The 18143-nt window shown below is 64.7% G+C and carries 22 protein-coding genes; 13 read left to right on the forward strand and 9 right to left on the reverse strand.

The annotated features are described in order from the left end of the window. Together ACOZJV_RS27755 and ACOZJV_RS27760 are read right to left on the reverse strand one after the other, a co-directional pair. Entirely contained in the window at window positions 1–711 is a 711-nt protein-coding gene (locus ACOZJV_RS27755) for an ABC transporter ATP-binding protein (protein ID WP_078471594.1), read from the reverse strand. Between the two features lie 79 nt (window positions 712–790). Then, window positions 791–1408 (reverse strand): DUF2796 domain-containing protein, encoded by a 618-nt coding sequence (locus ACOZJV_RS27760; protein ID WP_201128216.1) that lies wholly within the window; start codon window positions 1406–1408, stop codon window positions 791–793. Window positions 1409–1541: 133 nt separating this feature from the next. On the opposite strand from ACOZJV_RS27760, the gene ACOZJV_RS27765 reads away from it, so the two are divergent. Continuing rightward, window positions 1542–1892: a hypothetical protein gene (locus ACOZJV_RS27765; RefSeq protein ID WP_078471596.1), complete on the forward strand. Its 351-nt coding sequence runs from the start codon at window positions 1542–1544 to the stop codon at window positions 1890–1892. Here ACOZJV_RS27765 and trxA read toward each other — a convergent pair. The 3 genes from trxA to ACOZJV_RS27780 form a co-directional block, all read right to left on the reverse strand. Further along, window positions 1886–2758, reverse strand: a complete 873-nt coding sequence (gene trxA, locus ACOZJV_RS27770; RefSeq protein ID WP_078471597.1) for a thioredoxin — start codon at window positions 2756–2758, stop codon at window positions 1886–1888. The genes ACOZJV_RS27765 and trxA overlap by 7 nt on opposite strands. A gap of 69 nt (window positions 2759–2827) precedes the next feature. Beyond that, window positions 2828–3493: a class I SAM-dependent methyltransferase gene (locus ACOZJV_RS27775; protein ID WP_421548943.1), complete on the reverse strand. Its 666-nt coding sequence runs from the start codon at window positions 3491–3493 to the stop codon at window positions 2828–2830. Continuing rightward, window positions 3490–3948 (reverse strand): hypothetical protein, encoded by a 459-nt coding sequence (locus ACOZJV_RS27780; protein WP_421548944.1) that lies wholly within the window; start codon window positions 3946–3948, stop codon window positions 3490–3492. Before ACOZJV_RS27780 ends, ACOZJV_RS27775 begins: the two co-directional genes overlap by 4 nt. Before the next feature lie 129 nt (window positions 3949–4077). On the opposite strand from ACOZJV_RS27780, the gene nrdR reads away from it, so the two are divergent. The 12 genes from nrdR (at window position 4078) to ACOZJV_RS27840 (ending at window position 12761) form a co-directional block, all read left to right on the forward strand. Further along, on the forward strand, window positions 4078–4542 hold the full coding sequence (gene nrdR / locus ACOZJV_RS27785) for a transcriptional regulator NrdR (RefSeq protein WP_013694316.1): 465 nt from the start codon (window positions 4078–4080) through the stop codon (window positions 4540–4542). Beyond that, window positions 4539–5672: a bifunctional diaminohydroxyphosphoribosylaminopyrimidine deaminase/5-amino-6-(5-phosphoribosylamino)uracil reductase RibD gene (ribD, locus tag ACOZJV_RS27790; RefSeq protein ID WP_421548945.1), complete on the forward strand. Its 1134-nt coding sequence runs from the start codon at window positions 4539–4541 to the stop codon at window positions 5670–5672. The genes nrdR and ribD overlap by 4 nt, the downstream gene beginning before the upstream one ends. A gap of 46 nt (window positions 5673–5718) precedes the next feature. Next, window positions 5719–6393 (forward strand): riboflavin synthase, encoded by a 675-nt coding sequence (locus tag ACOZJV_RS27795; RefSeq protein WP_020295213.1) that lies wholly within the window; start codon window positions 5719–5721, stop codon window positions 6391–6393. Between the two features lie 16 nt (window positions 6394–6409). Continuing rightward, a complete protein-coding gene (gene ribBA, locus ACOZJV_RS27800) occupies window positions 6410–7501 on the forward strand; it encodes a bifunctional 3,4-dihydroxy-2-butanone-4-phosphate synthase/GTP cyclohydrolase II (RefSeq protein WP_020295214.1) in 1092 nt (363 codons plus the stop codon). Between the two features lie 91 nt (window positions 7502–7592). Further along, window positions 7593–8069, forward strand: a complete 477-nt coding sequence (gene ribE / locus ACOZJV_RS27805; protein ID WP_028944446.1) for a 6,7-dimethyl-8-ribityllumazine synthase — start codon at window positions 7593–7595, stop codon at window positions 8067–8069. Next, window positions 8066–8566: a transcription antitermination factor NusB gene (gene nusB, locus ACOZJV_RS27810; RefSeq protein ID WP_020295216.1), complete on the forward strand. Its 501-nt coding sequence runs from the start codon at window positions 8066–8068 to the stop codon at window positions 8564–8566. The genes ribE and nusB overlap by 4 nt, the downstream gene beginning before the upstream one ends. An 18-nt stretch (window positions 8567–8584) precedes the next feature. Continuing rightward, the gene (thiL, locus tag ACOZJV_RS27815) at window positions 8585–9550 is read left to right on the forward strand and encodes a thiamine-phosphate kinase (RefSeq protein ID WP_421548946.1); all 966 of its coding nucleotides are present in this window, start codon (window positions 8585–8587) and stop codon (window positions 9548–9550) included. Further along, window positions 9547–10050, forward strand: coding sequence for a phosphatidylglycerophosphatase A (locus ACOZJV_RS27820; RefSeq protein WP_078471602.1), 504 nt, complete (start codon window positions 9547–9549; stop codon window positions 10048–10050). The genes thiL and ACOZJV_RS27820 overlap by 4 nt, the downstream gene beginning before the upstream one ends. Window positions 10051–10061: 11 nt before the next feature. Continuing rightward, window positions 10062–10817, forward strand: a complete 756-nt coding sequence (locus ACOZJV_RS27825; RefSeq protein WP_421548947.1) for a substrate-binding periplasmic protein — start codon at window positions 10062–10064, stop codon at window positions 10815–10817. Between the two features lie 113 nt (window positions 10818–10930). After that, complete coding sequence (ribA, locus tag ACOZJV_RS27830) at window positions 10931–11548, forward strand: GTP cyclohydrolase II (protein ID WP_020295220.1); 618 nt, start codon at window positions 10931–10933, stop codon at window positions 11546–11548. Further along, window positions 11545–11964 (forward strand): MFS transporter, encoded by a 420-nt coding sequence (locus tag ACOZJV_RS27835; protein WP_201128211.1) that lies wholly within the window; start codon window positions 11545–11547, stop codon window positions 11962–11964. The genes ribA and ACOZJV_RS27835 overlap by 4 nt, the downstream gene beginning before the upstream one ends. Further along, on the forward strand, window positions 11964–12761 hold the full coding sequence (locus ACOZJV_RS27840) for a cobalamin-binding protein (protein WP_421548948.1): 798 nt from the start codon (window positions 11964–11966) through the stop codon (window positions 12759–12761). The genes ACOZJV_RS27835 and ACOZJV_RS27840 overlap by 1 nt, the downstream gene beginning before the upstream one ends. Window positions 12762–12931: 170 nt before the next feature. Here ACOZJV_RS27840 and ACOZJV_RS27845 read toward each other — a convergent pair whose 3' ends face one another. The 4 genes from ACOZJV_RS27845 to ACOZJV_RS27860 form a co-directional block, all read right to left on the reverse strand. Beyond that, entirely contained in the window at window positions 12932–14788 is a 1857-nt protein-coding gene (locus tag ACOZJV_RS27845; RefSeq protein WP_421548949.1) for a TonB-dependent receptor plug domain-containing protein, read from the reverse strand. 103 nt (window positions 14789–14891) lie between these two features. Continuing rightward, window positions 14892–16790, reverse strand: coding sequence for a 1-deoxy-D-xylulose-5-phosphate synthase (dxs, locus tag ACOZJV_RS27850; protein WP_421548950.1), 1899 nt, complete (start codon window positions 16788–16790; stop codon window positions 14892–14894). 112 nt (window positions 16791–16902) lie between these two features. Then, a complete protein-coding gene (gene ispA / locus ACOZJV_RS27855; RefSeq protein WP_421548951.1) occupies window positions 16903–17790 on the reverse strand; it encodes a (2E,6E)-farnesyl diphosphate synthase in 888 nt (295 codons plus the stop codon). Further along, window positions 17787–18029 (reverse strand): exodeoxyribonuclease VII small subunit, encoded by a 243-nt coding sequence (locus ACOZJV_RS27860; protein ID WP_421548952.1) that lies wholly within the window; start codon window positions 18027–18029, stop codon window positions 17787–17789. The genes ispA and ACOZJV_RS27860 overlap by 4 nt, the downstream gene beginning before the upstream one ends. Window positions 18030–18143: the final 114 nt, after the last annotated feature.

The raw sequence follows: 18143 nt of genomic DNA on the forward strand, positions 1-18143 counted from the left end.
TCAGACCTCTGCGGGCGTGGCGGCGCGATTGAGTTCGGCCAGCGACAGGTTGCGATCGAACAGGGGGGCCAGGCTCTGGTCATGGCTGACAAACAGCAGGCTGGCCCCGGCTTCGCGGCATTCGGCGAACAGCAGGCGGATAAAGGCTTCGCGGGCATCGTAGTCGAGGGCCGAAGTCGGCTCATCGGCGATCACCAGCTCCGGCTGACCGATCAGCGCGCGCGCCGCGGCCACCCGTTGCTGCTGGCCGATGGACAGCGAGTCGGCGCGGCGATTGAGCAACTCCGGGTCCTTCAGGCCCAGGTGCGCCAGCAGGGTGGCGGCAGCCTGGTCGACACTGCCATGGCGCTGTGCGGCGCGGCTGGCGCGCAGTTTGGAAAAGTGGCAGGGCAGCTCGACGTTTTCCCGTACCGAGAGGAACGGCAGCAGGTTGAACTGCTGGAAGATGTAGCCGGTGTGATCGACCCGAAAACGGTCGCGGGCGCCGGCCGAGAGTTCGGTCAGTTCCTGGCCCAGCAAGCGGATGCTGCCGTGGTCGGGTTTCTGCACGCCGCCCAGCAGGCCGAGCAGGGTGGTCTTGCCGCTGCCGCTGGGGCCCTTGAGGAACAGGGTTGCGCCGGCTTCCAGGCGAAACGCCGGGATGTCCAGCAACTGCGGATGCCCGGGCCAACTGAAGCTCAGGTCGGACAGTTCGATAAGTGCTTGGGTCATGGTGGGCCGGTCAAGAAAATGAGTAATGGTGCATGGCCGCCGCCGCAGGTGACGACCTGCGCGGCAGCGGCGGCAACCGTCAGAACTTCAGGCTGGCGGCCTTGGCAGTGGCTTCGACACCTTGCTGGCCCGCGGGCGAGATGAGTTGTACCTGAATTTTCAGGGTGGCGGGGAAGGTCTTGAACACCTGAGTCAAATCAAGATTTTTCAAGGCTTCGGGCTTGGCACAGGTGAACTGGTAATGGGCGTGGATCTCGCTGTGCTCGTGGTGGTGCTCGTGACCATCGGCGTCCTTGGCGTCTTCGTCGTGGTCTTCATCTTCGTCGTGGTCATCGGCATCCGGCTTGTCGCCGAACAGCGGGCTTTCCAGCTCCTGCTTGGCCACGACGCAGCCGGCGGCCTTGGGCAGGCTGAACAGCACCAGCGGCTGTTCCAGCTGGGCGCGGGCGGCGGCGACCTTGGCCTTGTCGGCGTCGCTGCTGGCCACATGTTCGAAGCCCACCAGATTCATCGCCGGGCTTTCCAGCTCCAGCTCCAGGGTCTTGCCGTCAAGGGCGGCATTCAGTCGCCCGACCCCATGTTCATGGGCTCCGAGGCTGCCGTGCTCGTGTTCATGGTCGTGGTCATGGACCTCGGCGGCCTGGGCGATGGCCAGCGGCAACAGGGCGAACGGCAAGGCGAGAAGCAGACGGCGCATGGCAAGACTCCGGGCGAAGATGAAATAAATGTTATGTAATCTTATAACGATTGGCCGCAGAGTTTGCCCGCCTGCTTGGCGTTGCGCAAGACGCGTGGGAGCATGCTCGTCAGAAATATTCCGGAGCAGAGCAATGTTGCGAATTCGTGGAAGCATCGGCGACTGGCCGGTGGATTTGACCCTGGAGCTGGACGCCGGCGACTGGGCGCAGCTGGGCGCGCAGTTGCAGGCGAGCAAGCCTGAAACCGCAGCCACGCCGGCCAAGCCGGTGAATCAGGATGACGCGCTGTGGCTGATCGCCAAGGATCTGCTGCGCAAGGCCGGCCAGCTCAGTGGCCCGGACCTGCTGGAGCAACTCGAAGGCCTGACCGGCAGCGCCGCGGCGGGCAAGCGCCTGTTGGTGCGCCTGCGCCATTGCGCCGAGGTCAAGGTGGTGAGCGGCGCCGATACGCCGCTCTACAGCTGGGTGCAGCAGGCTCAGTAGAGGGCGGCGAACAGCTTGCGGCGGTAGGTGGTCACCAGCGGGTGATCGTTGCCCAGCAGTTCGAACACTTGCAGCAAGGTCTTGTGCGGCAGACCTTCGTTGTAGCTGCGGTTACGGATAAACAGCTTGAGCAGGGCGTCCAGCGCGGCGTCGTACTGCTGGCGTGCCAGTTGCTGGATCGCCAGTTGGTAGATGGCCTCATCGTCCTGCGGGTTTTGCGCCAGGCGCGCCTTGAGGTCGGCGGCGTCCGGCAGATCAGCGGCTTGCTTGAGGAAGGTGATCTGGGCCTTGGCCCCGGCCAGCGCGGCTTTGTGCTCATCGCTTTTGACCGCGTCGAGCACGGTCTGGGCTTCGTCCAGTTCGCCGCGCTCGGCCAGGCAGCGGGCATAGAGAATCAGCGCCTTGGCGTTGCTGTTGTCTTCACCAAGCAGGGCCGTGAGGACGGCTTCGGCATCGGCGATCCGGCCTTCGGCAAACAGCGCCTCGGCCTGCTCCAGCGGGTCGGCGGCGGCCGGTGGCGGCATCTGCACATGGGGTTCGAGCATGGCGCGGACCGCGGACTCAGGTTGTGCGCCAGCAAAGCCGTCGACCGGCTGGCCGTCCTTGAACAGCACCACGGTCGGCAGGCTGCGAATGCCGAAGCGGGCGACGATGTCCGGCTCGATATCGCAATTGACCTTGGCCAGCAGCAGTTCGCCCTGATAGCTCTCGGCAATTTGCTGCAGCATGGGCATCAGCGCCTTGCAGGGCGCGCACCATTCGGCCCAGAAATCCACCAGCACCGGCTTGTGGAACGAGTTTTCGATCACCGACTGGTCGAAGTCGGCAGTGCTGGCGTCGAAGATGTACGGCGTGTCCTGGCTCATGGGGAATCTCGAAAAGCGGGAATGGGGCAACTATAAAGGGTGCCGGGGGGTAGCCGGAAGCGTCAGCCGCTACGGCTCGCCGGGGCGCTTTGCGTGATACAGGCTCACATCGCGAAACTCCCAGGGTTCGGCCAGGTCCGGCAGGGTCAGGGCATGCAGCATGCCCAGGCGCTGATAGAGCGGATGCTGGAAATCCTTGACCCGCGAGTCGGCCACCAGCGCCTGGCGGCCACGGCTGAGGAACTGGTCCAGCAGCGGCAGGTTGGCCCGGTCATAGAGCACGTCGGCCACCAGGATCAGGTCGAAACGATCGGCCTCGGCAAAAAAATCCGTGGAGTAGCTCAGTTGCACGTCATTGAGCTCGGCATTGGCCTGGCAGGCGGCGATGGCCAGCGGGTCGAGGTCGCAGGCCACCACTTCCAGCGCGCCAGCCTTGGCGGCGGCAATCCCCGCGACTCCCGAGCCGGCGCCAAAGTCCAGGACCCGCTTGCCTCGCACCCACTGCGGGTGCTCGGCCAGGTAGCGCGCCAGGGCCAGGCCGCTGGCCCAGCAGAAGCTCCAGTACGGCGGCTCGTGGAGAATGCGGCGGGTTTCTTCCGGGGTGAAGGCGCGGTCCATGTTGTCGGCGTCGATCAGCCAGAGTCGCAGCTCGGTCTGCGGCAGCCCGCAGGCCACCAGTTGCGCATCGCCGAGCAGCTCGCTCAGGGCCTGTTGCAGGTCGAGCGGTGGGGTCATGGTGCTTTGACGAACTGCAGCTGGCCCAGGGCCTGGGTGGTGGCCTGCTCGACCCGTTGCGCCGGCAGGTGCAGGATCAGTTGCCCGGATTGGCTGGCGCGGCCACGCAACTCGACCCGCGCACCGGCGGGGAAGGCTTCCGGGTTGAAACGCAGGCGAAACGGCAGGATCTTGCCGGTGCCGATCAGATTGCTGTTGGCCAGCAGGCGCTGCGGCCGCCCGCGCTCGTCGATCACCAGCAGCGCCAGTTCGACTTCCGCGCCGGCCGGCACCCCATCCAGGGTGCCGCTCAGTTCACGCTGATAGGCCGGCAAAGGGCCGAGGTCGGTGGCTTCCTGGGCTTTTTTTACCGTTTGCTGCGAGCTGGGGGCGGGGGCCGCGGGCTTTGGGGTATCGCTGCTGCAGGCGACCAGCAGGCTGAAAAGGCTGAGCAAAACGAGCGGTCGTAGCGGCATGTGAAGCTCCAACAGGGCGAAATTCCATGTGCGAAACATAATAGTCGGTCTGTATACCGTAAAGGCTATGGCTTGTCTTGCCAGTGGGATGCGCTACCATGGCCCTCCCATTTTTTGTTGCCTGCCACCATGCACTGTCCCTTCTGCGGTGCCAACGACACCAAGGTCATCGACTCGCGACTGGTCGCCGAAGGCGAGCAGGTCCGCCGCCGGCGTGAATGCCTGGCCTGTGGTGAGCGTTTCACCACCTTCGAAACCGCCGAACTGGTGTTGCCGCGCCTGATCAAGACCGATGGCAGCCGCCAGCCGTTCGACGAAGAAAAACTGCGCGCCGGAATGCAGCGCGCCCTGGAAAAACGTCCGGTCAGTGTCGAACGCCTCGAAGCCGCGCTGGTGCACATCAAGCACAAGCTGCGGGCCACGGGCGAGCGCGAGGTCAAGTCGCTGGTGGTGGGTGAACTGGTGATGGCCGAGTTGCAGAAGCTCGATGAAGTCGCCTATATCCGTTTCGCTTCGGTCTACCGACGTTTCCAGGACCTCAACGAGTTCCGCGAAGAAATCGACCGCCTGGCCCGCGAGCCGGTCAAGGAATGAACACCTCCTCCGAGCAGGCCGTACTCGACGCCCATTACATGGCGCGCGCTCTGGAACTGGCCCGCAAAGGCCACTACAGCACCCACCCCAACCCCCGTGTCGGTTGCGTCATCGTGCGTGACGGGCAGATCGTCGGTGAAGGCTGGCACGAGCGGGCCGGCGAGCCCCATGCCGAAGTGCATGCCTTGCGCGCCGCCGGCGTCAACGCCCGGGGGGCCACGGCCTACGTCACCCTCGAACCCTGCAGCCATTACGGCCGTACCCCGCCGTGCGCCGATGCCCTGGTCGGTGCCGGCGTGGCGCGGGCGGTCGCGGCGATGCAGGACCCCAACCCGGAAGTGGCCGGGCGCGGCATGCAGCGCCTGGCCCAGGCCGGCATCGCCATTGCCAGCGGTGTGCTGGAAGGCGAGGCGCGGGCCCTCAACCAGGGCTTTCTGAAACGCATGGAACAGGGTTTGCCGTTTGTGCGGGTCAAGCTGGCCATGAGCCTGGACGGGCGTACCGCCATGGCCAGTGGCGAGAGCCAGTGGATCACCGGCCCGGCGGCGCGTTCCGCGGTCCAGCGTTTGCGGGCCCAGGCCAGCGTGGTCCTGACCGGCGCCGACACCGTGCTGGCCGACGGCGCGCGGCTGACCGTGCGCGCCGCCGAACTGGGGCTGGACCCGGAGCAGACGGCCCTGGCCATGAGCCGCCCACCGCTGCGGGTATTGATCGATGGCCGCCTGCGGGTGCCGCTGGATGCGCCGTTCTTCAAGGCCGGCCCGGCGCTGGTCGCCACCTGTGTCGCCGTGGAAGAACAGTACGCCAACGGTCCGGAATGCCTGATCGTGCCCGGCGTTGACGGCCAGGTCGACCTGCACCAGTTGCTGCGCCAGCTGGCCGCCCGCGGCGTCAACGAGGTGCTGGTGGAAGCCGGCCCGAGCCTGGCCGGCGCCTTTGCCCAGCAGGGCCTGGTGGATGAGTACCAGATCTTCGTCGCCGGCAAGTTTCTCGGCTCCACGGCCCGGCCGCTGCTCGACTGGCCCCTGGCGCAGATGAGCGAGGCGCCTTTGCTGCAGATCATTGACATGCGCGCTGTCGGCGATGACTGGCGAGTCACTGCCATTCCTCGGCCGGCGACGAGCGTATAATCGCCGGCTTTCGCCGAGCGGCGGACCCGTTCTCGAGGAGGACTCCATGTTTACAGGCATCATCGAATCCATCGGCAGCATCCGTGCATTGACCCCAAAAGGCGGAGATGTGCGGGTCTACGTAGAAACCGGCAAGCTTGACCTGGCCGACGTCAAACTGGGCGACAGCATCGCGGTGAACGGCGTCTGCCTGACCGCCGTGGAATTGCCCGGCAATGGGTTCCTGGCCGATGTCAGTCGCGAAACCCTCGACTGCACCGCCATGAACGACCTCAAGACCGGCAGCCCGGTCAACCTGGAAAAAGCCCTGACCCCGACCACCCGTCTCGGCGGACATCTGGTCAGCGGCCACGTCGACGGTGTCGGCGAAGTGGTTGCCCGCACTGAAAACGCCCGGGCCGTGGAGTTTCGCATCCGCGCTCCCAAGGAGCTGGCCAAGTACATCGCGCACAAGGGCTCGATCACCGTCGACGGCACCAGCCTGACCGTGAACGCCGTGGACGGCGCCGAGTTCCTGCTGACGATCATCCCCCACACCCTGAGCGAGACCATCATGGCTTCGTACCAGCCTGGGCGTCGGGTGAACCTGGAAGTCGACCTGCTGGCCCGTTACCTGGAGCGTCTGCTGCTGGGCGACAAGGCCGCGGAGTCGAGCCTTGCTCAAGGCCAGGGCAACATTACCGAAAGCTTTCTGGCCGCCAACGGCTACCTCAAATCCTGACCCAAGGGGGTGCCGCGTGGCGCTCAACAGCATCGAAGAACTGGTTGAAGACATCCGCCAAGGCAAGATGGTCATCCTCATGGATGACGAAGACCGCGAGAACGAAGGCGACCTGATCATGGCTGCCGAGTGCTGCAAGGCCGAACACATCAACTTCATGGCCAAGCACGCCCGTGGCCTGATCTGCATGCCCATGAGCCGCGAGCGCTGCGAACTGCTCAAGCTGCCGTTGATGGCGCCGCGCAACGGCTCCGGGTTCGGCACCAAGTTCACCGTTTCCATCGAGGCCACCGAAGGCGTGACCACCGGCATCTCCGCCGCCGACCGCGCGCGTACCGTGCAGGCCGCTGCCGCCAAGGATGCCAAGGCTGAAGACATCGTCAGCCCCGGCCACATCTTCCCGCTGATGGCCCAGCCGGGCGGCACCCTGGCTCGCGCCGGCCACACCGAAGCCGCCTGCGACTTGGCGCGCATGGCCGGTTTCGAGCCAAGCGGGGTGATCTGCGAAGTGATGAATGACGACGGCACCATGTCCCGTCGCACCGAGCTGGAAGCCTTCGCCGCCGAGCACAACATCAAGATCGGCACCATCGCCGACCTGATTCACTACCGGATGATCCACGAACGTACCGTTCAGCGGATTGCCGAGCAGCCGCTGGACAGCGAACTGGGCCAGTTCAACCTGGTGACCTATCGTGATTCAGTGGAAGGCGACGTGCACATGGCACTGACCCTGGGCGAGATCTGCGCCGAACAACCGACCCTGGTCCGGGTGCACAACATGGACCCGCTGCGCGACCTGCTGATGGTCAAGCAGCCCGGCCGCTGGAGCCTGCGCGCGGCCATGGCCACGGTGGCCGAGGCCGGCAGCGGCGTCGTGCTGCTGCTGGGTCACCCGCTGGATGGCGACGTGCTGCTGGCGCACATCCGCGAAACCGCCGAGCACATCCCGGCGAAAAAACCGACCACCTACAGCATCGTTGGTGCCGGTTCGCAGATCCTGCGGGACCTGGGCGTACGCAAAATGCGCCTGATGAGTGCACCCATGAAGTTTAATGCGATATCCGGTTTCGACCTGGAAGTTGTAGAATACGTGCCCTCCGAATAAAGGCTGGTCGTTTCCGGCTTGAAATTCGCGGTTCAAATATCACTGAAGGGCGCGCACCGAGCGCGCTCTGGCTCTTTAAGAGATTTGTCGAATGACCCTGAAGACCATCGAAGGTACCTTCATCGCCCCTAAAGGCCGCTACGCCCTAGTGGTCGGCCGCTTCAACAGCTTCGTCGTTGAAAGCCTGGTCAGCGGTGCCGTTGACGCCCTGGTTCGCCACGGTGTGAGCGAAAGCGACATCACCATCATCCGCGCACCTGGCGCCTTCGAGATTCCGCTGGTTGCGCAGAAAGTCGCGCAGCAAAGCGAATACGCGGCAATCATCGCCCTGGGCGCGGTCATTCGTGGCGGCACCCCGCACTTCGAATACGTGGCTGGCGAATGCACCAAGGGCCTGGCCCAGGTGTCCATGGAGTTCGGCGTACCGGTTGCGTTCGGCGTGCTGACCGTTGACTCCATCGAACAAGCCATCGAGCGTTCCGGCACCAAAGCCGGCAACAAAGGTGCTGAAGCTGCCCTGTCCGCCCTGGAAATGGTCAGCCTGCTGGCGCAGTTGGAGGCCAAGTGATTAGCGACGAAAGCGATCGTTTCAACCCGCGCGATCCCAAGCCTGCGGACGCTGGCAAGCCATCCAAGAGCGCCAAGCGCCGCGAAGCCCGTCAGCTCGCGACTCAGGCGCTGTACCAATGGCACATGGCCAAGCACTCGCTGAACGAGATCGAAGCGCAGTTTCGGGTCGACAACGATTTCACCGACATCGACGGTGCCTACTTCCGCGAGATCCTTCACGGAGTTCCAGCCCACAAGGGTGAGATCGACAGCGCTCTCGTGCCTTGCCTGGACATCACCATCGACGAGTTGGACCCGGTCGAGCTGGCGGTCCTGCGCCTCTCCACCTGGGAACTGCTCAAGCGCGTCGACGTGCCATACCGCGTTGTGATCAACGAAGGTATCGAGCTGGCCAAGGTTTTCGGTTCCACCGACGGCCACAAGTTCGTCAACGGCGTACTCGACAAACTGGCCCCACGCTTGCGTGAAGCTGAAGTGAAGGCGTTCAAGCGCTGATTCGCGCTTGCAGCTGCCATGGGCGAGTTTGAGCTGATCCGTAACTTCTTCGCTGCCGCGCCTTGTGCGCAGGGCGGCGAGGGCGTTGCACTGGGGATCGGCGACGACTGCGCCTTGCTGGCCGTGCCGTTTGGCGAGCAGTTGGCAGTGTCCACCGATACCCTGGTGGCCGGCGTGCATTTTGCCGACCCCTGTGATCCCTTTCTGCTCGGCCAGCGTTCGCTGGCGGTGGCAGTCAGCGACCTGGCAGCCATGGGCGCCAGTCCCCTCGCATTTACCCTTGCCCTGACACTGCCGACGGTCGAAGCCGATTGGCTGCAACGCTATGCCCGTGGCTTGAATGCCATGGCGCAGAGCTGTGGGGTGCAGTTGGTGGGCGGCGACACCACCCGTGGTCCGCTGGCACTGACCCTGACCGTCTTCGGCCGCGTGCCGGTCGGCCAGGCCCTGACTCGCAGCGGCGCGCAACCCGGCGATCTGCTGTGCGTCGGCGGCGAGTTGGGGAATGCCGCCGGGGCTTTGCCCCTGGTGCTGGGCCAGCGCAGCGCCGAACCGGCCATCGCCGAGCCGTTGCTGGCTCACTACTGGTCGCCGCAACCGCAGCTGGCCCTGGGCCAGGCATTGCGGGGCAAGGCCAGCGCGGCGTTGGATATTTCCGATGGGCTGTTGGCCGATTGCGGGCACATCGCCCTGGCTTCAGCTGTCGGCTTGCTGATCGAAAGTGAAAAGCTGCCGATGTCCCGGGCATTGCTGGGCTTTCTCGGTAAGAATGCCGCCCGGGTTGCCGCCCTCAGTGGTGGTGACGATTATGTGCTGGCGTTCACTCTGCCCCCTGCCGAGCTGCCGCCGTTGCTGGCGGACGGCTGGCCGGTGCACGTGGTCGGCCGGGTCGTGGCCGGGCAGGGCGTGACCCTGCTGGATGCCGCCGGCCAAGACATCACCCCGGGCGTCCGGGGTTATCAACATTTTCGGGAGACACCGTGACAGATCATCCCAAGCAGGTTCCGGCCGAGTTCGTGCCGCCATCGGTATGGCGCAATCCTTGGCACTTCCTGGCTTTCGGCTTTGGTTCGGGAACCTTGCCCAAGGCTCCCGGCACCTGGGGCTCGCTGGTTGCGCTACCGTTTATCCCGTTGTGGCAGATGCTGCCGGACTGGGGCTACTGGCTGATGCTCGGCATCACCATGCTGTTCGGCTTCTGGCTGTGTGGCAAAGTGGCCGACGATCTGCGGGTACACGACCACGAAGGCATCGTCTGGGACGAAATGGTCGGCATGTGGATCACCCTGTGGCTGGTACCCGAAGGGTGGTACTGGCTGCTGGCGGGGTTCCTGATGTTCCGCTTCTTTGACATCCTCAAGCCCTGGCCGATTCGCTGGATCGACCGGCATGTGCACGGCGGCGTCGGCATCATGCTCGATGACGTGTTGGCTGGGGTCTTCGCCTGGCTGGCGATGCAAGGACTGGTGTGGTGCTTCACTTGAGGGATTAAGGCATGGCTTCTAGCCGCTGGCTGGTGGTTTTACTCTGTCTCTGGACCTGCGGGGTTCGGGCCGTGGAGCCGTCGCCGGTTCTTACCGAGATCCATCTGGCCAGCGAAGAGTGGAACGATTACACCGAAGCCGATGGCCGGGGCATGGCCTGGGATATCCTGCGGGAGGTGTTCCAGGCCGAAGGGGTCAAGCTGGAGATCCACAGCGTGCCCTACATGCGCTCGGTGGGGCTGGTGCAGCGGGCCGAGGTGGACGCCCAGGTCGGCTCCTACAAAGGCGAGGCGCCGGGGGTGATCTACCCCCGCTGGCATTACGACACCGATCACATCTATGCCTTGGGGCTGGCCTCCAATCCGGAACCGACCCTGGCGACCCTGGGCAGCTATCGGCTGGTCTGGGTCCGTGGCTACAAATACCAGGAGTACTTGCCGAATGTGCAGCGTTTCAACGAGATTCGCCGCCGTATCGGCATCCTGCCCATGCTCAGCTACAGCCGCGCCGACTACTACATCGATGCCCTGACCGAGGTCGATTACGTCCTTAGTCAGGCCAAGGACCCGTCGCTGTTCAAACGTTCGCACCTGGCCGAACTGCCGTTGTACCTGGGGTTCGCCAACAGCGAGCGGGGCCGTGCCTTGAGTGAGATGTTCGATCGGCGCATGGAAGAATTGGTCAAGAGCGGCCGCCTGCGGGCGATTTTCGAGCGCTGGAAGCAACCGTATCCGTTCGACGCGAACCTCGACGCTGTTGCCCGCTGATCAAACTTCTTGATCTTTATCACCGATAATTCAGCCTAAGCGTCTGCCGAAAGCTGCTGTTACAATGCCGCCTCTGCGAATCTCCAGTCCCCATCCAGATCAGGAGCACAACGGTGCCCGTCGTTTTTGTCGCCGCTTCCAAGCTGCCAACCCCGTTTGCGCAATTCACCATGCACGGTTTTCTCGATGAAGCCACCGGTCGCGAGCACGTCGTGCTCAGCCTGGGCGACATTGCCGATGGCGCCCCGGTCCTCGGACGCCTGCACTCCGAATGCCTGACCGGTGATGCCCTGTTCAGCCAGCGCTGTGACTGCGGCTCGCAATTGGAAGCCGCGTTGCAGGCGATCGCTCGCGAAGGCCGTGGCGTCCTGTTGTACCTGCGTCAGGAAGGCCGTGGCATTGGCTTGCTGAACAAGATCCGCGCCTACGAGCTGCAAGACGGCGGCGCCGACACCGTTGAAGCCAACGAGCGCCTGGGTTTTGCCGCTGATCAGCGTGACTACGCCATTTGCCTGCCGATGCTCGAGCACCTGGGGGTCAAGTCCCTGCGCCTGATGACCAACAACCCACGCAAGGTCAAAGCCTTGACCGAGATGGGCATCCAGGTGGCCGAGCGCGTGCCGCTGCACACCGGGCACAACCCGCACAACAAACTGTACCTGGCGACCAAGGCCAGCAAGCTCGACCACATGATGGGCAACGAGCACCAGAGCGAGGCAGATCCGGCGTGACCCGGGGCCAAGTTCGGCGGCGCCTGGCGGTCAGTTGGTGGCAATACCTGGCCCTGGCCCTGTTGCCGTTGTTTGTGATCAACGCGGTGTTTGGCCAGAGCGAGGCGATTTTGCCGGTGCTGGCGATGCCGTTCTTTATCGCCGGCGTGGCCTCGATGTTTGTCAGCCTGCGCTTCTTCAATGGCTACAAGCACGCCTTGATCGCCACCCAGAAAGCCCTCGATACCCCTGAAGAACCGGCTGCCTGGCTCACCCTGGCAGCCCGCCGCCGCGTGGCCTTCCTGGTGGCGGCGTTGCCGGCCTGGATCGGTGCCCTGGCGGTCTTTGTCGGCCTGGAGGCCGTGCCGCTGATGCTGCTGGCCCTGTCCACGGCGGTGCTGTTCTACCTCTACCGTATTCCTCGCCAGCTCGGCTGATGCGCTGCTGGCTGGCTGTCCTGTGGCTGCTGGCCAGCGGCTCGACGCTGGCGGTGGAGCGGGTCGCCAGCCTGGCGCCATCGCTCTCGGAAATTGTCGTTGAGCTGGGCGCCGCCGATTTGCTGGTGGGGGTGCTGGATGCCGGCGAGCGTCCACCGGCGTTGCAGCACCTGCCGTCGGTGGGCCGTTATGGCCAGCTCGACATGGAGCGCCTGCTCAGCCTCAAGCCGGACTTGCTGCTGCTCTGGCCCGGCAGTGTCGGCCCGGCGCAGCGCGACCAGCTGGCGCGCCTGGGCATTCCCATCTATGTCGCCGAACCCCATGATTTCCAACAGTTGATTGCGCAGATCGCCGAGATCGGCGAGCGCCTCGGCCGCCCCCAGGCCGGGCGCGAGCGGGCGGCGCAGTTGAGTGCGCAACTGGCCGGGTTGCGCCGGCGTTATCACCGGGAGCAGCCGCTGCCGGTGTTCTATCAGGTCTGGGACCAGCCGCTGTACACCGTGGGCGGCCAGCAGATCATCAGCGACGCCTTGAGCGTGTGCGGGGCGCGCAACGTGTTTGCCGACCTGCCGCTGCCGGCACCGCAAGTCAGCATCGAATCGGTGTTGCAGCGCAATCCGCAGGCGATCCTGGCCACCACGCAGAGCCAGCTAGACAGCTGGAAGGCCTGGCCGCAGATCGCCGCCGTGGCCCAGGGCCGTCTGTTGTTGGTGCTGGACAAGGGCCTGGAGCGGCCAAGTGGGCAGATGCTGGCGGCGACCGGCAGGCTATGCGAGCTGATCGCTCCGGAACGTTGAGGGCTTTTTGTTGTGGCGAGGGAGTTTGCTGCCGCTGGGCCGGGCTGGCGTTCCGGCGCGAAGCGGCCCCAAACTTGGCACTGTGATGTGTCCGGCTTGGGAGTGCGCGCACTCCAGCGGGAGCAAGCTCCCTCGCTACGTCTGCCGTGCAGGAGGCCGCTTGAGCCGTTCTAGAGTTCGGGCGTCCAGGTCACGCCAAACATCCAGGTCCGGCCTTCTTCGCGGTAGCCGTATTGGCTGCCTGAATAGCTGTAGAGCGAGCGGCTGTAGGTCTTGTCCAGCAGGTTGTCGAGTTTCAGGTCGAGCTTGATCTCGCGGCTCAGGGCCCAACTGCTGCGCAGGCCGAGCAGGCCGTAGCCTGGGATCGGATCCTTGTTCGCCATGTCGTTGTAGCTGCCGCTGACGGCTTGCCAGCTGGCGCCGAGCCCCAGGCGGTCGAATTGTCGATCCAGGTCCAGGCTCAAGGAGCGCCGGGCGCGGCGGTTCAGGGTGTGGCCGCTGTCACGGTCCCGAGGATCGATCACCGCCAGCCCGAGGTTGCCCTGCCAGCCGAACAGCTCCTGCTTGAAGGCGGCCTCGAAACCGTTGATCCGCGCGGCGCCGATATTCTGCGGGCGATATTGGCTGTCAGGGGTGATCGCGTCCCGGATATCGGTGCGGTACAGCGAGGCTTCCAGGCTGCTGCTGTCGCTCAGTTGGCTGCGCCATTGCAGCTCATAAGTTTTCGAATGTTCGGGCTTGAGCTCGGGGTTGTCGTAGCCCGGGTAGTAGAGGTCGCTGAAGTTCGGCGCGCGAAAGCCTTCGCTGTAGGACAGCAGCAGCTCGTTGTCCGGGTTCAGCGGCAGGGTAAAAGTGGCGCTCCAGGTGTTCTGGCTGCCGTACTGCTGATTCTGGTCCCGGCGCAGGCCCAGCTCCGTCGAGAAGCCCTCGCCCTGGAAGCGGTGCTGGATAAAGGCCGCGCGGTTCCAGCGGCTGTCCTCGGCGAAGGCGGTGCTGGTGTTGAGATGATCCTCGTACCAGTCCGCGCCTAGGATCAGGCTGTTCTGCTGGTCCAGGCTCAGGTCGTTCTGCCAGTTGAGCGAGTTGCGGTAGGTGTTGAACGTGCTGCGTTCGTCACTCAACTTGTCGCCTTTGAAATCACGGTTTTCGACATGCCCAAACTCGACTCGCGAGTGCCAGTTTTCAGTGACGTCGCTGTCGAGGTAGCTGCCGATGCTGCTCAGGTTGAAGTCGGTGTAGGGCTGCTGTTGCGGGCCGAAGGGGTTGTCGTACTCGCTTTTGCCGCGGCTATCCAGGAGGTTCAGGCCCACTTCAGTCTCATCGCTCAAGGCGTGGCTGAGGGTCAGGCTCAGGGATTTGTTGCGGTAGGCATCGTGGTCGGCGTCGGCCGGGAACGAGGGGCCGGTCGAGTCGATGCCGGCGGTCTCATCCAGGCTGGCACCGAGGCTGAAGCGCGTCTGCTGGTCGCCGCCGGACAGGCCCAGGCTGCGCTCCCAGCTTTGATTGCTGCCAAACCCCAGGCGCAGGCGCGGTTGCAGCCCCGCCTCGGTGCCGCGCCGGGTAAAAATCTGGATCACCCCGCCAATCGCGTCGCTGCCATAGATCACCGAGCGTGAGCCGCGCAGCACTTCCACCCGTTCGATCTGCTCGACGTTGAGAAATTGCAGGTTGCTGTCGCCGGAGCTGGAGCTGCTGATGCGCTGGCCGTCGACCAGCACCAGGCTCTGCGCGGAATTGGTGCCGCGAATCAGGATATTGGGCAGGCTGGCCCGACCGCCGCCGGGCGCCACCTGGACCCCAGGCACCCGTTGCAGCAAGTCGGTCAGGCTGGTGGGTTGCAGGCGTTCGATGTCGTCGCGGGTAAACACTGTATTGGCGGCGCTGCTGTCGTTGCGCGCCTGGACCTGACGGTTGGCGCTGATCAGCATGTCCGGCAGTTTCAGGGCCTGGTCACGATCGGGGGTGGCGGCCAGCATGTCGGCGCCGGGCAGTAGCAGCAGGGGCAGGGCGAGGGGCGAGAATTTCATGGCGTTGCGCCGATGGCTCCTTGAACAGAGGGTGGAGCAATCTGCTCTTGTGGCGAGGGAGCAAGCTCCCCGCCACGAGAGCGGAGCACTCATCAGTGCTGAGTCACAGCCCCATCAACTGCAGGCGCTGGCGCACCGAGGCTTCGATGCCCGCTTGGTCCAGGCCACATTCGGCCAGCATCTGCGCCGGTTTGGCGTGTTCGACATAGGCGTCGGGCAGGCCCAGGTGCAGCATCGATTTGAGAATGTTTTCCCGGGCCAGGAATTCGCTGACCGCACCACCGGCGCCGCCCATGATGGCGTTCTCCTCGATGGTCACCAGCAGCTCGTGGCTGCCGGCGATCTCACGGACCAGGGCTTCATCCAGGGGTTTGACGAAACGCATGTCGACCACGGTGGCGTCCAGGGTTTCGGCGACTTGCAAGGCTTCGGCCAATTGCACGCCGAACACCAGCAAGGCCGCCTTGCTGCCCTGGCGGCGAATCACGCCCTTGCCGATCTCGATCGGTTCCAGGTCTTTGTCGATCGGAGTGTTCGGGCCGTTGCCCCGTGGGTAGCGCACGGCTGCCGGGCCGTTGTACAGGTGTCCGGTGCTGAGCATCTTGCGCAGCTCGTTTTCGTCACTCGGGGTCATCACCAGCATGCCGGGGATGCAGCGCAGGAACGACAGGTCGAAGCTGCCGGCGTGGGTCGGGCCGTCTTCGCCTACCAGGCCGGCACGGTCGATGGCGAACAGTACATCGAGGTTCTGCACCGCCACGTCGTGGATCAACTGGTCATAGCCGCGCTGGAGGAAGGTCGAATAAATCGCCACCACCGGCTTGGCGCCTTCGCAGGCCATGCCCGCTGCCAGGGTCACCGCGTGTTGCTCGGCAATCGCCACGTCGAAGTAGCGCAGCGGGAAACGCTCGCTGAAAGCCACCAGGTCGGAGCCTTCCTTCATCGCCGGGGTAATGCCCACCAGGCGCGGGTCGGCGGCCGCCATGTCGCACAGCCATTCGCCAAATACGCCGGAGTATTTCGGGCCGCTGGATTTCTTCGGCGTAGCGGCCGGGGCATCCAGGGGTTCGAGCTTGGTGATGGCGTGGTAGCCGATCGGGTCGACTTCCGCCGGGGCGAAGCCCTTGCCCTTCTTGGTCACCACGTGCAGGAACTGTGGGCCCTTGAGGTCGCGCATGTTGCGCAGGGTGGCAATCAGGGTCGGCAGGTCATGGCCGTCGATGGGGCCGATGTAGTTCCAGCCCAGTTCTTCGAACAGGGTCCCGGGAACCAGCATGCCCTTGGCATATTCTTCAGTACGACGGGCGATTTCCCAGGCCCCGGGCAGGCGCGACAGGACCTTCTTGCTGCCCTCGCGCATGCTGGCGTAGGTGCGGCTGGAGAGGATCTTGGCCAGATAATTGGACAGGCCGCCGACATTGCGCGAGATCGACATGTCGTTGTCGTTGAGGATCACCAGCATGTTGGCGTCGACTTCCGGCGCGTGGTTCAGCGCCTCGAAAGCCATGCCGGCGGTCAGGGCACCGTCGCCGATCACCGCGATGGCCTTGCGCTCGCTGTTCTGCAGGCGGGCGGCGATGGCCATGCCCAGCGCGGCGCTGATCGAGGTGCTGGAGTGACCGACGCCAAAGGTGTCGTACTCGCTCTCGGAGCGCCGCGGGAAGGCGGCCAGGCCGTCTTTCTGGCGCAGGCTGGCCATGCGCTCGCGACGACCGGTCAGGATCTTGTGCGGATAAGCCTGGTGACCCACGTCCCACACCAGCCGGTCGTCCGGGGTGTCGAACACGTAATGCAGCGCGATGGTCAGTTCGATCACGCCCAGGCCGGCGCCGAAGTGCCCACCGGTCTGGCCGACCGTGTAGAGCAATTCCAGGCGCAACTCATCGGCCAGGGTTTCCAGCTCGGCTTCGCCTAACCGACGAAGGCCCGCCGGCGTGTCGGCACGGTCGAGCAAAGGCGTGGTCGGGCGTTTGCGGGGAATCTCATGAAACGTCGTGGGCATCAGGCGAATCGTTATAGGTATAGAAGAGGCGGCAGTTTACCTGATGCATCGCATGCTGCCCACGCAGAGCGCGGAACTTGGCTGATATGCACTCGGAACTGTCTGAGGTCGATCAGCTGCGCCGTTCGACGATATACCGGGCCAACTCCCGCAGGGGCTCGGCTGCCGCGTCAAAGGGTCGCAGCGCGTGCAGCGCCTGGTCGCGCAGTTCCAGGGCGTACTCCTTGGCCGCCTCCAGGCCCAGCAGCGACGGGTAAGTCGGCTTGTCGCGGGCAATATCGGCGCCCTGGCGTTTGCCCAGGGTGGCGGTATCGCTTTCGACGTCGAGGATGTCGTCCTGCACCTGGAACGCCAGGCCGATGGCCTGGGCGTAGTTCTGCAGGGACTTGAGTTCGTCTTTCTCAGCCTTGCCACTGGCCAGGGCGCCGAGCTTGACGCTGGCCTCGATCAGCGCGCCGGTCTTGTGCCGGTGCATGTATTCCAGGGCTTTCTGGTCCAGCTTGAGGCCGACCGAACCGAGGTCGATCGCCTGACCGCCGACCATGCCCGCCGGGCCTGCCGCCAGGGCCAGGGCGCTGACCATCTGCAAGCGGATCTCGGCGCTCGAATCGCTCAGGCGCGGGTCGAGCAGGGCGCTGAAGGCCAGGCTCTGCAAGCCGTCGCCAGCAAGAATCGCGCAGGCTTCGTCGAAGGCCTTGTGCGTGGTGGGCTGGCCGCGACGCAGGTCGTCGTCGTCCATCGCCGGCAAATCGTCGTGCACCAGGGAATAGGCGTGAATCAGTTCCACCGCGCAGGCCGCGCCGTTGGCTTGCCCAGGCTGGCCGCCCAGGGCTTCACAGGCCGCGTAGGCCAGCAGCGGGCGCACGCGTTTGCCGCCATTCATCACGCTGTAGCGCATGGCGTCGTAGAGCCGCGACAACTCCGGGCTCGGTGCGACGAACAGGGTTTGCAGGGCTTCATTGACCCGGGCCTGACTGCTGGCCTGATAGGCGGCAATCATTCGGGTTGTTCCGTATCGAAAGGTTGTTCCGCCAGTTCGCCATCGCGCTCCAGCAGGATCTGGACTTTTTGTTCGGCCTGGGCCAGGGCGGCCTGGCAGTCACGGGTCAGGCCGATGCCTTGTTCAAAGGCGGTCAACGAGTCTTCCAGCGACAGCTCGCCGTTCTCCAGCCGCTCGACCAGCGTTTGCAGGTCAGCGAGGGATTGTTCGAAATCTAGGGCAGCTTTTTTGCGGGCCATGGCGGCTATCTCGGTTGACGTTAAACCGGCGCGACACTAGCAGACAGAGGGGTTTCGGGCAAATCAGAGGAACCCTCGACGAACGCTTGCTGGTCCTTGTTTCACCCGAGCTGC

The sequence above is a fragment of the Pseudomonas sp. QD4 genome (assembly GCF_049199125.1).
Taxonomy (GTDB): domain Bacteria; phylum Pseudomonadota; class Gammaproteobacteria; order Pseudomonadales; family Pseudomonadaceae; genus Aquipseudomonas.

What these genes read in the sequence shown, in the direction of transcription:
- ACOZJV_RS27755 (WP_078471594.1), bottom strand. Translation starts at nt 711, where the DNA reads ATGACCCAAGCACTTATCGAACTGTCCGACCTGAGCTTCAGTTGGCCC.
- dxs (WP_421548950.1), bottom strand. Translation starts at nt 16,790, where the DNA reads ATGCCCACGACGTTTCATGAGATTCCCCGCAAACGCCCGACCACGCCT.
- thiL (WP_421548946.1), top strand. Translation starts at nt 8,585, where the DNA reads ATGGGCGAGTTTGAGCTGATCCGTAACTTCTTCGCTGCCGCGCCTTGT.
- ACOZJV_RS27760 (WP_201128216.1), bottom strand. Translation starts at nt 1,408, where the DNA reads ATGCGCCGTCTGCTTCTCGCCTTGCCGTTCGCCCTGTTGCCGCTGGCC.
- ACOZJV_RS27860 (WP_421548952.1), bottom strand. Translation starts at nt 18,029, where the DNA reads ATGGCCCGCAAAAAAGCTGCCCTAGATTTCGAACAATCCCTCGCTGAC.
- ispA (WP_421548951.1), bottom strand. Translation starts at nt 17,790, where the DNA reads ATGATTGCCGCCTATCAGGCCAGCAGTCAGGCCCGGGTCAATGAAGCC.
- nrdR (WP_013694316.1), top strand. Translation starts at nt 4,078, where the DNA reads ATGCACTGTCCCTTCTGCGGTGCCAACGACACCAAGGTCATCGACTCG.
- ACOZJV_RS27825 (WP_421548947.1), top strand. Translation starts at nt 10,062, where the DNA reads ATGGCTTCTAGCCGCTGGCTGGTGGTTTTACTCTGTCTCTGGACCTGC.
- ACOZJV_RS27845 (WP_421548949.1), bottom strand. Translation starts at nt 14,788, where the DNA reads ATGAAATTCTCGCCCCTCGCCCTGCCCCTGCTGCTACTGCCCGGCGCC.
- trxA (WP_078471597.1), bottom strand. Translation starts at nt 2,758, where the DNA reads ATGAGCCAGGACACGCCGTACATCTTCGACGCCAGCACTGCCGACTTC.
- ACOZJV_RS27795 (WP_020295213.1), top strand. Translation starts at nt 5,719, where the DNA reads ATGTTTACAGGCATCATCGAATCCATCGGCAGCATCCGTGCATTGACC.
- ribD (WP_421548945.1), top strand. Translation starts at nt 4,539, where the DNA reads ATGAACACCTCCTCCGAGCAGGCCGTACTCGACGCCCATTACATGGCG.
- ACOZJV_RS27765 (WP_078471596.1), top strand. Translation starts at nt 1,542, where the DNA reads ATGTTGCGAATTCGTGGAAGCATCGGCGACTGGCCGGTGGATTTGACC.
- ACOZJV_RS27780 (WP_421548944.1), bottom strand. Translation starts at nt 3,948, where the DNA reads ATGCCGCTACGACCGCTCGTTTTGCTCAGCCTTTTCAGCCTGCTGGTC.
- ACOZJV_RS27775 (WP_421548943.1), bottom strand. Translation starts at nt 3,493, where the DNA reads ATGACCCCACCGCTCGACCTGCAACAGGCCCTGAGCGAGCTGCTCGGC.
- ribE (WP_028944446.1), top strand. Translation starts at nt 7,593, where the DNA reads ATGACCCTGAAGACCATCGAAGGTACCTTCATCGCCCCTAAAGGCCGC.
- ACOZJV_RS27840 (WP_421548948.1), top strand. Translation starts at nt 11,964, where the DNA reads ATGCGCTGCTGGCTGGCTGTCCTGTGGCTGCTGGCCAGCGGCTCGACG.